Annotated in this window: 11 protein-coding genes; 5 read left to right on the top strand and 6 right to left on the bottom strand. The window is 49.7% G+C overall.

The annotated features are described in order from the left end of the window. Positions 1-49: 49 nt before the first annotated feature. On the bottom strand, positions 50-655 hold the full coding sequence (locus PG728_RS00535) for a ferritin-like fold-containing protein (protein WP_270625082.1): 606 nt from the start codon (positions 653-655) through the stop codon (positions 50-52). Positions 656-925: 270 nt separating this feature from the next. On the opposite strand from PG728_RS00535, the gene PG728_RS00530 reads away from it, so the two are divergent. From PG728_RS00530 to PG728_RS00520, 3 genes are all read left to right on the top strand, one after another. Next, a complete protein-coding gene (locus PG728_RS00530; RefSeq protein WP_456300833.1) occupies positions 926-2,527 on the top strand; it encodes a DEAD/DEAH box helicase in 1,602 nt (533 codons plus the stop codon). Positions 2,528-2,539: 12 nt separating this feature from the next. Then, positions 2,540-4,273, top strand: a complete 1,734-nt coding sequence (locus tag PG728_RS00525) for a glycoside hydrolase family 13 protein (RefSeq protein ID WP_270625081.1) — start codon at positions 2,540-2,542, stop codon at positions 4,271-4,273. A 161-nt stretch (positions 4,274-4,434) separates the two neighbouring features. Further along, positions 4,435-6,804, top strand: a complete 2,370-nt coding sequence (locus PG728_RS00520; protein WP_270625080.1) for a glycogen/starch/alpha-glucan phosphorylase — start codon at positions 4,435-4,437, stop codon at positions 6,802-6,804. Positions 6,805-6,996: 192 nt separating this feature from the next. Here PG728_RS00520 and PG728_RS00515 read toward each other — a convergent pair whose 3' ends face one another. The 4 genes from PG728_RS00515 to PG728_RS00500 all read right to left on the bottom strand — a co-directional run bounded on the left by PG728_RS00515 (position 6,997) and on the right by PG728_RS00500 (position 11,231). Beyond that, positions 6,997-7,776 carry an inositol monophosphatase family protein gene (locus tag PG728_RS00515; protein WP_270625078.1) on the bottom strand — a complete coding sequence of 260 codons (780 nt, stop codon included), beginning with the start codon at positions 7,774-7,776 and terminating at the stop codon, positions 6,997-6,999. Between the two features lie 9 nt (positions 7,777-7,785). Further along, on the bottom strand, positions 7,786-8,601 hold the full coding sequence (locus PG728_RS00510) for a phosphatidylinositol-specific phospholipase C domain-containing protein (protein ID WP_270625076.1): 816 nt from the start codon (positions 8,599-8,601) through the stop codon (positions 7,786-7,788). Positions 8,602-8,638: 37 nt separating this feature from the next. Beyond that, positions 8,639-10,003: an MFS transporter gene (locus PG728_RS00505; RefSeq protein WP_072510037.1), complete on the bottom strand. Its 1,365-nt coding sequence runs from the start codon at positions 10,001-10,003 to the stop codon at positions 8,639-8,641. Between the two features lie 184 nt (positions 10,004-10,187). Continuing rightward, positions 10,188-11,231, bottom strand: a complete 1,044-nt coding sequence (locus PG728_RS00500) for a LacI family DNA-binding transcriptional regulator (RefSeq protein WP_270625074.1) — start codon at positions 11,229-11,231, stop codon at positions 10,188-10,190. A gap of 172 nt (positions 11,232-11,403) precedes the next feature. Between PG728_RS00500 and PG728_RS00495 the strand changes: the two genes are divergently transcribed. Beyond that, entirely contained in the window at positions 11,404-12,189 is a 786-nt protein-coding gene (locus PG728_RS00495; RefSeq protein WP_072510039.1) for a glucosamine-6-phosphate deaminase, read from the top strand. 101 nt (positions 12,190-12,290) lie between these two features. Next, positions 12,291-13,265, top strand: a complete 975-nt coding sequence (locus PG728_RS00490) for a diaminopimelate dehydrogenase (RefSeq protein ID WP_270625073.1) — start codon at positions 12,291-12,293, stop codon at positions 13,263-13,265. Positions 13,266-13,464: 199 nt separating this feature from the next. On the opposite strand, the gene PG728_RS00485 is transcribed toward PG728_RS00490, so the two are convergent. Beyond that, positions 13,465-13,725 carry a DUF1540 domain-containing protein gene (locus tag PG728_RS00485; RefSeq protein WP_072510041.1) on the bottom strand — a complete coding sequence of 87 codons (261 nt, stop codon included), beginning with the start codon at positions 13,723-13,725 and terminating at the stop codon, positions 13,465-13,467. Positions 13,726-13,924 lie beyond the last annotated feature (199 nt).

Raw genomic sequence — 13,924 nt, 5'->3', positions numbered from 1 at the left:
AAGGCGGTAAACAATTTCGGCATTTAGTTACTGCTTAACACTGACTCGCCTAGGCTTTTAGACCAGCCCGTTCCATTCGTGCTCGGTGACGTGCTTTTATTTCCTCAGGGATATCTTCTGCGCCCTGCCCTGACAGTTCCGGGTAGCCGACAATTGCTTGACGCATAGTGGAGCGAACATCCCCCAGGACTCGCCTACCCCAAAGCGAAAGCCGCGCGGGTACAGTCACTTGGGTAGCACAAGCTTGGGTAATTAGCGGAACCGCCCATTCTTCCTGCCCACAGCCCCAAGAAACCTCTGCCAGCTGGGGTTGGATTTCCGGGGATAATCCGATAGTCAAACTGTGGTTAAAATCTGCCATAGCTCCAATAGTTACGTAACTTTTCACCAGGCGTTCATACCAGTCAGTAGGACGCAAGCGCTCCTCTAGCTGGACGGTAAGCCCGAGATACTGTTTCATTTCTTCCGGTAAATCAACCGCTACGTTTTGGCTGACCTGAGCCACCTTTTGATAGTTTTCCCAAGCCCGTGCCGACATCTGTCCAAGGGCGATTTCTTGTTCCACCGTGGGACACAAGGAAGCGTCCTTTGCTAGACGTTGCTGCATTGCCAAGGTGAAGTACCCAATAAGTCCCAGTCTTTGTGCGTCACTCACCCTCTTAGATTATCCTGCCTGGCGCTGCGATACTAGCTTTTGAAAGGCAGAGCATTTACTGGGTGTTATTTACCCTCAAAAAAGCTGTAAGTTTAGTTACCCTCATTGTTTGCTTTCAACAGGCGTGGGATAGGATGGTTTCGACGACAACGGGTTGACCGATCGTTTTCGTGAACGAAGTTTTTTCCAAGGGCGCGTGGCGTCGCCTTGAAGCGCTAAGCCAAGATTTTTTGCGATCGGCTACCTCCAACTGTAGGGGAAGTTTTCCCCGTGAAAGGTAATCGATTGATAGCTGAAAAGTCTAACCAGCCAACTAGCGGAATCGCTGATACTTCCTTTGCCCACGAGCTTCCTACCGAGCAGGTGGAAGCCGATGTGGTGGGGGAAGCCTCAATGGATTTGAGCGATAAAACTTTTGCCGATTTTGGGGTGAGCTCCCCGCTTTGTGAAGCTTTAGCCGAGGCGGGCATTGTCCATCCTTTCCCCATTCAGGCTCTCACCTTGCCGGTGGCGCTGGAGCGCCATGACATTATTGGGCAAGCCAAGACCGGCACCGGTAAGACCTTGGGGTTTGCACTCCCGGTTCTGCAGGACGTGGTGGCTCCGGGTGAGGATGGCTACGAAGACCTCCTAGACCCTGGACATCCACAAGCCTTGATTGTGCTCCCTACCCGCGAGCTAGCTATCCAGGTAGCGAGGGAAACCACGCAGGCAGCTTCTCGTCGCGGCGTTAGAATCTGTGAAATTTATGGAGGACGTGCATTCGAGCCGCAAGTTGCGGCTCTAAAGCGGGGGGTTGAGGTGGTGGTTGGCACCCCTGGACGCCTGATTGACCTGATGAAACAGGGACATTTGAGCCTCTCATCAGTTCGCACCATGGTGTTAGATGAAGCCGATGAAATGCTTGACTTAGGTTTTCTTCCCGATGTGGAAGTGTTACTTTCCCGCACTCCTGCTAACCGTCACACGATGCTGTTTTCCGCCACTATGCCCGGAGAAGTAATCGCTTTGGCCAGGCGCTATATGGAGCATCCCACCCATATTAGGGCGCAAGATCCAGACGATCAGGGAGCCACGGTTAAAACTACTCGGCAAGTTATTTACCGCTGCCACGCCCTCAATAAAATCGAGGTACTGGCGCGTATTCTCCAGGCACGTGGGCGCGGTCTCACCATTATTTTTACCCGCACTAAACGCAGCGCCGCGCGGGTTAGTGATGATTTGAATAGCCGCGGCTTTGCGACTGCTTCCCTACATGGGGATTTGGGGCAAGGAGCACGGGAACAGTCCTTACGTGCCTTTCGGCATGGAAAAGTTGATGTATTGGTAGCAACTGATGTGGCTGCCCGCGGTATTGATGTTGATGATGTTACCCATGTTATTAACTATCAGTGCCCCGAGGACGCAAAAATCTATATTCACCGCATTGGACGTACCGGGCGGGCTGGTCATTCCGGCACCGCGATTACCTTTGTTGATTGGGATGATGTTCCCCGCTGGCGGTTGATAAATAAGGAACTTTCTTTGGGGGCGGAAGAACCGGTAGAAACCTATCACACCAGCGCCCACCTATACACCGATTTAGATATTCCCGAAGACGCGGGTTCTCGTTTACCTATTTCTCAGCGTAAGCGGGCAGGTTTATCCGCTGAAAAGCTGGAAGATTTAGGGGAAACCGGTGGCCGGCGCGGAGGGCGTAACGGACGCAATCGCGGTGGTCGGGGAAGGAATTCTCAAGGCGGGAAAGGACGAGAGCGCCGCGGGGGACGCGACAGACGCCGTGAGCGCGATACCCACCAGGGGGCTGGAACCCAACGACAGCCTCGTCCTCGCCGAAATCGGAGCCGACGGCGTAAAGGTAGCGAAGAGTAAAGGGGATACGCTATGAACCAGTTGCACAGAAATGACTGGAATCAGTGGTGGCGTAGCGCCGCTATTTACCAGGTTTATCCGCGTTCCTTTTCCGATAGCAACGGGGATGGAATTGGGGATTTGGGTGGCGTGCTAGAAAAAATCGACTACCTGGAACAGTTGAACATTGATGCAGTCTGGTTTTCTCCTTTCTACCCTTCACCCCAGCATGATACCGGTTATGATGTAGCCGACTACCTGGATATTAATCCCGAATATGGGAACTTACAGACTTTCGATAAGGTTCTCGCCGAGCTTCATGCCCGCGGGATAAAAGTCATCATTGATGTGGTTCCTAATCATTCCTCTTGGGAACATCCCCTGTTTAAGCAGGCGCTAGCTGCCCAGCCGGGAGATTCGGCACGCGATATGTATATGTTCCGTAAATCTAGCGATGGCGCTCCCAACAACTGGGGTTCCATGTTTGGCGGTTCTGCCTGGTCAAAAGTGGAGCCCCTAAGTGGCAAAGCAAGCGACCGCGACTGGTGGTATCTGCATATTTTCGACGCCTCCCAACCTGACTTCAACTGGGAAAACCCGAAAGTTCACGAGTTTTTTCGCTCCTACCTGCGTTTTTGGTTAGACCGCGGGGTAGATGGTTTTCGGGTAGATGTGGCGCACGGCTTAGTGAAAGACCCCGCGCTACCCGATGATTTGGTCGGTCCAGATCGCCTTAACTATGAAGGACCGAACAGCGAAAATGGCCGCGCCCTCGATGTGGGACCATTCTTTAACCAGCCAGGGGTGCACGATATTTATCGCGAATGGCGCCAAGTCCTAGATGAATATGGACGTGACCGGATGCTAGTTGCCGAAGCCTGGGTTAATACCCCAGAACAAGAAGCTATGTATGTACGCGAAGACGAAATGTCGCAGGCTTTCAACTTCTCGGTAGTTAATTGCCCCTGGGAGCCGGGCGCGCTGCGTAAAGTTATCCGCCGCACCCAAGAAGCCTCGGCATCGGTGGGGGCTCCTGCCACCTGGGTACTCTCCAATCATGACACGGTGCGCCACAGCACCCGGCTTGGCTATCCTACCGGGGCAAACACTGACAATGGAATCGGGGTAACCGACCCGCAACCAGATAGGGAAATCGGTCTTACCCGAGCCTTGTCAGCGACCGCTTTCCTGGCGGGGCTACCCGGCTCGATTTACCTTTATAACGGCGAGGAACTGGGGCTACCGGAAGCGACTACGCTTCCTGATGATGCCCGCCAAGACCCTACCTGGAAACGTTCCGGTTATCGCGTACGCGGACGCGACGGCTGCCGCGTACCTCTCCCCTGGTCAAATAATCCCAGCTCTAACTTTGGGTTTTCGCCTGCGCGAGCTAGCTCCCCTTGGCTACCGCAACCAGCTGATTGGGGAGAACTGTCAGCACAGGTGCAAGAGTCTAATCCCTACTCCCCTTTAAATTTTTACCGGAAAATGCTCGCTACCCGCCGTAGCCTCGGCCTGGGAATGGGAAAATCAACCTGGTTGGACAGCGACCCGGAGGTACTATCACTGCTGGTTACAGCTAGTTGTGGACGAAAAGTAATAGTTGCTACCAACCTGGCAGTAGGTTATCGCCCGCTCCCTCAATTGGCTTTAAGTAAGGGGACGAAGGTGCTTTTGCAAACCCCGACAATCATTTCTGAGGACGCAGCCCCCAGCGTCGAAGATAGCGGGATTGGACCGGGGCAGACCCTATGGATTGAGATTTAATCCGCTTCCCCGCAGCCACACTTAATAGAGCCTGGTGAAAGCCTTTTTAAGAAATCTGAGGACAGATGTAACTAATGACACTTATTAAATAAGGATTTTAAGCACCGCTATTTGCGTCTCAACCGGTAGCCTGTAACCGTAGTTTTGCAAGGAGTTTAAAAATGGCAGACAACCTTACAGATTCTCTTGGGTCTTTCACTCGTTCAATTTCTGGACGCCGCGTTGAGGCTTCCACTCCTATGGAGTTTTGGACGGGAATGTCGCAAGCGGTAGTTGAACGAATCGCTGAAAATTGGGAAAAAACTACCGATAAGTATGCGGGGGGACGCCAAGAGCATTATTTTTCCGCAGAGTTCCTAATGGGAAGGGCTTTACTAAACAACCTAGATAACCTAGGGCTTTTAGAGGACGCGAAAGCAGCAACCAACGCTTTCGGCATTTCTCTAACTGACGTTTTGGAAGCCGAGCATGATGCCGCTTTAGGAAATGGCGGTCTAGGGCGCTTAGCTGCCTGTTTCTTGGATTCTTGTGCCACTATGAACCTGCCAGTTCGCGGATATGGAATCCTATACCGTTACGGATTATTTAAACAGTCTTTCGAAAACGGAAACCAGCGTGAACACCCTGATCCCTGGATGGAAGAAGGCTATCCGTTCGTCCTTCGCCGTGAGGAAGAACCCCGCTTTATTAACTTTGCCGATATGCAGGTGCGGGCAGTTCCCTATGATATGCCGATTACCGGTTACGGCACCGATAACGTAAACACTTTGCGTCTTTGGAAGTCAGAACCGATGGAAGAGTTCGACTATGAGGCTTTCAACTCTCAGCGGTTCACCGATGCGATTATCGAACGGGAACGGGTTGCTGACCTATGCCGGGTACTCTACCCCAATGACACCACTTTCGAGGGGAAAGTACTGCGGGTGCGCCAACAGTACTTCTTCGTGTCTGCTTCCTTGCAAGACATGGTAGATAACTACATTAAGCACCATGGTCAAGATTTACATGATTTCGCTAAATACAACTGTATTCAGCTGAATGACACCCACCCGGTGCTGGCGATTCCAGAACTAATGCGGATTTTGCTTGACGACCATGGCATGGATTGGGAAAGCGCCTGGCAAATCGTACAGAACACCTTTGCCTACACCAACCACACGGTTCTAGCCGAGGCTTTGGAAACTTGGGAATACTCAATCTTCCAGCGCTTATTCCCGCGAATCCTAGAGATTGTAACGGAGATTGACCGCCGTTTCCGGATGGAGCTAGAAGCCCTGGGCTTTGATGCTGGTCGCATTGACTATATGTCGCCCATTCATGGCGGTCGTATCCACATGGCTTGGATTGCTTGCTACGCTGCTTTCTCTATCAATGGGGTGGCTGCGTTACACACCGAGATTATTAAGCGGCAGACTTTGAAAGACTGGCATGAGATATGGCCACAAAAGTTTAATAACAAGACCAATGGGGTTACTCCTCGGCGCTGGCTCAAACAATGCAATCCTCGCCTAGCAGAGCTGCTTTCTGAAAAGCTGGGCAACACCGAGTGGGTTAATGATATGGATCAGCTGAAATCCTTACGGCATTTGGCTGACGATTCTGATTTGATGGCTCAATTACTGGGGGTAAAATCCGATAACAAACGGGATTTTGCGCGTTGGTTGGAGCAGCGTAGCGGGATTAAGGTAGATTCTTCCGCTATTTTCGATGTGCAGATTAAACGGTTACACGAGTACAAGCGGCAGTTACTGAACGCGCTCTATATTTTGGATTTGTATTTCCGGATTAAAGAAAACCCGCAAAAGCCCTGGCCACATCGAGTCTTTATTTTCGGGGCGAAAGCAGCTCCCGGGTATGTACGCGCTAAAGCAATCATCAAGTTAATCAATACTATTGGGGAACTAATTGCTTCCGACCCGCAGGTTCGCGAGATTATTCAAGTTGTGTTCGTTGAGAACTACAATGTATCCCCGGCGGAACATATTATTCCGGCTGCTGATATTCACGAACAGATTTCTACTGCTGGCAAAGAAGCTTCCGGTACTTCCAATATGAAGTTCATGATGAACGGAGCGCTGTGCCTGGGAACTTTAGATGGCGCAAATGTAGAGATTGTGGATTCAGTTGGGGACGAAAACGCCTATATTTTCGGGGCGAAAGAGGAAGAACTGCCCGAGCTGCGGCGCACTTACGATCCTCGCCATCTCTATGAAACCGTGCCGGGACTTAAACGCACTTTAGATGCTTTCGTTGATGGCACTTTAGATGATGATGGCACTGGGCTATTCCATGACCTTTTGGGCTCGTTACTGGACTCGAATGGGTATGAACCAGCTGATGTGTACTATGTTCTGGGTGACTTTGCCGATTACCGTGAGGTTCGCGACCGGGCTGCCCTCGAGTATGCTGACCAGATGGAGTGGGCGCGCAAATGCTGGATTAATATCTGTGAATCCGGTCGATTCAGCGCTGACCGTACCATAGCTGATTACGCTAAAGAGGTTTGGAAGATACAGGCACAAAAAATCTAGTTTCACCGCTAGTGCCGCCTCAAGGTAGGTGGCACTAGCTGCGGCGATGGCTAGATTCGCGACAATAGCTAATAATCGCTGGGGGGAAGAATCTTTCTTCCCCCCAGCGATTATTTTTCTATCCGGTTTTCCCAGGACAAATCCGCTGCCCTGACACGCGGCTTCACCCTGGCACGCGACTGCGCTAACCCGCTAGGCAGGAGCTTGCACCAACCGATACAGCAGCCCGGAATGTACGGCAGGCCATGCCGCCAAAACGGATCCTTTCTGGCGCACATCCATGCTGGTACCATCAAAGCGGGAAACTAAGCATCCACTTTCCCGACAGATTAAAGTCGCCGCCGCTATATCCCAAGGGGATACCCAAAGATGAATAAATCCCCCTGCCCTACCGGCTGCTACTTCCACCATTTCTAATGCGGCAGAACCGTATCGGCGATGTCCCCGCGATTCCTCTAAAACTTGAGATAAGCGAGGAAGCGCTCGGATTTCCTTTAAATCGGTTAGCAGAACTACCTGGCGGTAATCTATATCCGAATTCACCGCCTCTAAGGGAAGGTCATTGCAATAAGCCCCTCCCCCTAAAGTCGCGGTATAGGTCTTATCAGCCACCACATCTTGCACTACTGCCAGAACCGGGACTCCGTTTTCACATAATGCCAAGGAAATTGCGTAATCTCGCTTGGTTTCTATGTAATTCATCGTCCCATCAATGGGATCTACCAGCCATACCCGTCCCTCGAAAGAATCAACCTGGTGTCCTTCCTCTCCGAGCACTGGGTAGCCACTAAATTCCAGTAGTTGATTCGCAATAAATTGCTCTATTGCTTTATCAACATCGGTAACTAAATCATTACGGCTGCTTTTAGCGGTAATATTTAGTTCCATTCCCGGTTCAAGCGCCATAGCTGCGGCTTTTTTAACGGTAGCTACTGCATAATCCAATAGTTTCAGCAATTCCGGCTTTTCCATGTTCCTCACCTACTTCTGGCAGTTACTTAGCCCAGCATCTATCAAAGTTTGAGCAATCTCAGGGGTAAGATAGTCAAAAATTAGCACCTGCGCCCTTTGCTTGCATCTCGCTTCCTCCTTGGTATAAATATCAAAAATCCACGGATTTAGCTGAGCGGCATAGGCATCGGGGAATCCTAACTGTCCATTCGTGGCGCTAATATGATTCAAACGTAGCTCACCAGTTCCAGATTGTTCCCCTAGTTGCAAGATTGCCTGCTGTTTAGCTTCTAGACTGGGGCCATCCCATAGGTCTTGCAGCCGTATTTTCTCGGCTTCATGCCAGGGATATGCCCAAACACAATCTGGTAAATACATCGATTCATACTGGCTGGGAGCACATTCCAATGCCAGGATTTTTCCGCGTAACTGCCCTAAAGTTAGCTCACTGATGGGAATCTGATTTTCTTTCTTCCATAGGAAGAATAAATCTCTGTTTTCGGCAATCAGTTTCGTAATTTGCTGACAATACCGCGGAAAATCATCCTTATTTTCATTTGCATTTTGGAATCTAACTAAGAGGAATTCTTGCGGATGATTCTTTAGAAACTCTCGGATAGTTTGCAATATGTCCGTAGCTTTAATTGTGCTTATCCACTCGCGGTGAGCTGCAACCAGGCTAGAACGAATCCGCAAATCTAAAAACCTGACCCCTATATCTAACTGTTCTGCAAGCTGGAGAGTCTGAGTTTTATAGTATCTTTGCGGACAGGTTGCGGTCATAGAATCATGAGTTCCCACGATAGTGAGATTAGCGATGGAAACTGAATCTGGATGTTGAGCCATCCAGTCTGCTTGTTTAACAGCTGCTTTCATTTTGCCCTCAGTTCATTTGTTTTTGGCGGCGCTGCATTTTCACCATGAGATGTGACATTACCGCTGCAACCAGAGCCAAAGCTGCCAATCCTAAGAATGCAGACCCCAGTACATTGGTGGAGGTTAGCACTTCGGTGATTACTTTCCCATTGCTATCAGTAATGGAGGGGGTAATCAGACCACCGAGCACAATGGGAGCTAATAACGCCGGGATATATCCGACAGTGATTGCAAAAGACATCGCAGCTGAAGAGTTCTTCTTGGCAATCCCGAACTCTCCGATGGGAGCGTAGTAGACGCCCCGAATCATAAAGGTGGTGGCAGATGCCAAAAGCATCATCACGATTAGCGCCCAGAACATTCCACTAGAGATCAGGTTACCCGGTACTTGACCAGCTGGATAAGAGCTGATAGCTGGGCTGTTGGTGAAGAAGATTGCCGCAATCAGCGCCAGTAGAACTACCAGAACTATTTCCATAGTTCTCATGAACTTTACCGTTGATTTAAATACTTTTTCTACCAGAATCGTTGAAACCAGTGGCAACATACGCAAGCCGATTACGGTAGTTGCAAACACGGCGGCAGCCACAGCCGAAGTTCCGTATCCGGCTTGCAAGAAGCGAGCAAAATAAGTTCCGGCAGCTACGAAAGTGCCATAGATACAGAAAACGTTAATACCGGTGAGCCAGACTATCGGCAGTTTAGCTACTTTCCCAACCCCTTTGATTGCCTCTACAGTGTTAGCTGCTTGGGTGTCTTCATTGCCGACTTTTTGTCCTTTTGGTACTGCCCAGAACACCATTAGCCCGGCTACCAGGACGATTATCGAGGAGGTATACATGATGGTTCGAGCGCTGGCTCCTGATGCCAGCATCAAGGTCCAAAGCAAAGAAACCAGGAACGCGAGCAGACCGCGTCCAAACTCGAAAAAGCCAAATGCACTGCCTTGATGTTCTTCAGTAGTTGAGAGGCTAACTGCTTTGAAGTTGGCTGGTTTGAATAATACCTCGGTAAACAGCAGCATCAAGAAGAAGCATACGAGCAGCGTCCCCAGGGAGAGATTGGGTGAGAATACGGTGATGAATAGGGAAATCCCTCCCGCACCCAGAGAAGAAATCAGCATGATAGTACGAATCGCAAAACGATCGCCTATCCATCCCAAGGCAATGGTTCCCAGGATAATAACTAAACCTTGCATTGAATATAGGTTCCCTGCCTGAGCGTCGGTGACCCCCATGGCGGTAGGAAAATCTTTGGGAATGGTGTTCCGAATGTCCCAAAAAGCATAAATTAACTGCGCATTTACTGTGATTAGCACCAGCGACAGAAATGAAGTCGCCGTGAATCCCAGGTTATTTAACTTTGAACGCATATTCGTAGCTCCTTTGCTGCAAATAATTCCTAGATGTGCTTTAGCACATAGCCCTACAATAAAATATCTCTCACATTAAGTCAAACGTTTGAATAGGTTTTATCAGCAGCCTTAATTTACGAAAGAGCATAAAAGTGCTATTTTTAGATTTTTTTGTTTTAACGTTTTAATATCTTTTCCCCTCCTAGTTCTGCAGGAAGAAAGCTGTACCGGTAGAGCGCCTAATTACCAAAGAACTCTCCACAGTGAGCTCTTGCGGCGCTGCCACCTGACCGGAAGCTCTTCTAATCGCCAGTGAAGTCACGTGCTCAGCAACTTTCGCCGCCCCCCTATCCACAGTGGTTAAATTAAAAGCCAGGGAGGACGCCCCCAGAGAGTTATCGAACCCGCTCACCGAAATATCAGCGGGAATAGAAAAACCAGCTCTATATAGAGCCACCATAGCCCCCTGCGCCACCTGATCGTTATAACAAGCCAGCGCTGTGACCCCCAATAAAGCAACCCGAGTCAAATCATTACGAGATTTTTGGCGACTCCAAGAATCAGTCAAAAGTTGCTGCACGACTTTAAACCCATCATCCACAGTATTACCTGCCAAAATCGGATGAACTTTTAAGCCCGCTTCCTTGCCAGCACGCATTAGTGCCTGGCGACGAATTTTAGATGAATAGCTTTTCGGACCGTCCAAGTAAGTTATTTCTGCATGTCCTAAAGACTTTAGATGCAAAACCAGTTCAAGCAGCCCGCTATAGTTAGATGAACGCACCAAGTCAGCGCCCGCTAACGCGCTTTGCCCCACCACTACTGCGGGAGTTAGGTTTGCCGGGAGTTCCTCACCGCTAAAAACAGGATTAATCGCTACACAAGTGTTAATCCGTAGCTGAGACAGAGCCTCTAATCCCTGCCGATAATCATTAAATAGGGAAGCGTTTTGAGTAATCGTACGATAGCCAGCTTCTTGGGCGCAACGGTTTATATTCTCGACATATTTGTTATGTAACTCTTGATCTAGCTGGGCAACTATTCCAATTATCTTAGGTTTAGAACTGCGAAGCATCGCCCCCGACAAATCCACTTGATACCCCAAACGGTGGGCAACTTCCTTAACCCGTTCACGCACCGGTTCGGAGATTCGCGAGTCATTGCGCAACGCAAGTGAAACTGAAGATATTGATAACTCAGTTTCTTGTGCAATATCTTTTAACGTAACTCTTTTGCGCTGCGCCATTTCGTCCTCCTACTACCGTCTAACCCTATTTTCTCACGTTCAACCTCGGTAACAGGAAAACCGGAAATCTTAAGCTTAGCCGCTAGCAATCCTTTCCAAGTTAGCAGGTGTGAGATAATGGGAGGGACTTTCAATAGCCAACGATGGAAAAGTCCTACCAAAGGAGATTTACATGCATATTGCGATTACCCCCACCCCCGAAGATGCCTCCAAACTAGCGGCAAAACTGATTATTCCCCAAGTCAAACCGGGATTTAGGTTGGGGGTAGCAACTGGCTCTACTCCCGAAGGTCTATACGCTGAGCTCCGCGCCGCCCATGAGCAAGGACAATTTAGCCTGGAAGAATGCACCGCCTGGGCTTTAGATGAATATGTAGGAATCGCTCCCGACCACCCCGAACGCTACCGTAACGTATTGCGCCGCGAACTGGTTGGCAGCGACAAGACCGGTCTCAAGGACGAAAACTTACACACCCCCGATGGCACTGCTTCCGACCCTCGCCAGGCTGCCCGAGATTATGAAGCAGAAATCGCCCCCGGAGTTGATTTACAGATTCTAGGTATCGGCGCCGATGGACATATCGGTTTTAATGAACCGACCGGCAGCCTAGCTAACCCCACAAATGTGGTGACCTTAACCGCCCAAACTATTGCCGACAACGCCCGCTTCTTCGATAACGACGAAGCTAATGTCCCCAAGCAGGCAGTCACGCAGGGGCTATCTACCATTATGAAATCGGGTCAAGCGGTTTTGTTGGCTTTCGGCTCCCAAAAAGCCGATGCCGTTGCCGCAACGGTAGAGGGCGCGGTCAGCGCTTTTTGGCCTGCCTCTATTTTGCAGTACCACCTAAACGCATTCATCATCGCTGATGAAGCTGCCGCCAGCAAATTGCAACTGACCGATTACTATCGGCAAACTTGGCAAGCCGAATACCCCGATTTGCCGCTCAGCTACTAAATACTTACCTAGTTACCGTCCTGCCCAAAACCTAGACGTTTCCCTGTCTAGGTTTTGGGCAGTTTTCACATCTAACAGGATACAACTTGTAGTATCTGGCTATGACTATAAAAGTGGCAATCAATGGATATGGAAATTTAGGACGCGCGGTTGAAAGAGCAGTTAATGCCGCCGAAGATATGCAGGCAGTCGCGGTATTTACTCGCCGGAATCCTAAAGATTTAGAAACTGCCGGCACTCCGGTTTATTCTGTCTCGCAGATGGCAGATTTTTCCGGACAAGTTGATGTGTGTATTTGTTGTGGAGGCAGCGCCACGGATTTGCGCACCCAAGGACCGGCAGCGGTTAAATACTTTAACACTGTTGATTCTTTTGATACTCACGCCGATATTCCCGCCTATTTTGCCGATATGGATACTGCCGCCAAGGAAGCGGGACATTCTGCCTTGATTTCTACCGGCTGGGATCCGGGGCTGTTCTCGATTGCCAGGGTAGTAAGTGAATCGGTACTCCCGAATGGCTATACCCAAACCTTCTGGGGACGCGGGGTATCTCAAGGACACTCGGACGCAATTCGCCGGATTGCAGGGGTCGAGGGCGCAGTGCAATACACTGTCCCCAACGAAGCAGCAATCAAGGCGGTAGAAAGCGGAGAAAACCCCGAGCTGAGCACGGCAGATAAACACTCACGCCTGTGCTATGTAGTTGCCGCTGAAGGCGCCGATAAAGAACGGATTACCCGCGAAATTAAAGAAATGCCGAAGTATTTCGCAGATTATGAAACCACAGTAAACTTTATTTCCGCCCAGGAACTGGCACGTGAGCACGCCGGTATGCCCCACGGAGGGCAAGTCCTCCGTCTCGGTCACACTCAAGAGGGGGTCAAACATCTGATCCGCTTCCAGCTGCAACTAGATTCCAACCCCGATTTCACCGGCTCAATGGTGACCGCCAGCGCTCGCGCCCTGGTACGTTTGCACGAAAACGGACATATCGGAGCCGCCAGCGTCCTGGATATTCCCCCCGCTTGGTATTCCCCGTCCTCCCCCGAGCAGCTACGTGCCCAACTGCTATAGCTAGTTCCTTTAACTGTAGATAAGAACCCATTAGCCCGGAACAGTTTTAGGTCAGCGAATCTTTAAGTGAAGGTTCGCCTGTGGGGTGAAACCGATAACTTAAGGGGCTGAGGAGCATCATTACTCCTCAGCCCCTTAAGTTATTATCCTGCCTGTTTAGTTAAGAATTCAGATTCTTAACTGCTGCTGACCTGATTACCTAGGCGGTAGCAAAGGTAAGGCATTTTTCGTCGTCTCCCACTTTGACGGAATCAGCTTGGCAGAGCAAGTGTTTGTTGAATTTGCAGTCGGCAAGCTGACACGCCCCCACTTGGGAATTAACTTTTCCTAGTCCCCCCTTTTCGTCTAGGGCAATAAAGGTTGCGCATCCACCTTTTGCGATGGTCACCGCGTAAGCGTTGCAACCATTATCGTTAAAGGCACAATCACTAGCTGAACAATTTACTCCTGGCATTGCCATTGTGTTCCTCCTTTGAAGTTTTTTTATAAAGACAATTTCAATCTACAAAGGGAAGCAACAAAGTAAAAGCAATTAAACACAAAAATGTCACCCCTATTAATAAAACTCCATAACTGCTGATAGAAAGCTTTTTAGCTTCTAATAATTGAAACAGTATTCCCTAAATTTAAATAGCAATAGCGTCATTACTTAAATTAGT

The organism is Varibaculum timonense (assembly GCF_027694345.1).
GTDB lineage: Bacteria > Actinomycetota > Actinomycetes > Actinomycetales > Actinomycetaceae > Varibaculum > Varibaculum timonense_A.
Note: the sequence above shows the minus strand (reverse complement) of the source record. Positions and strands in the feature narration are given on the sequence as shown.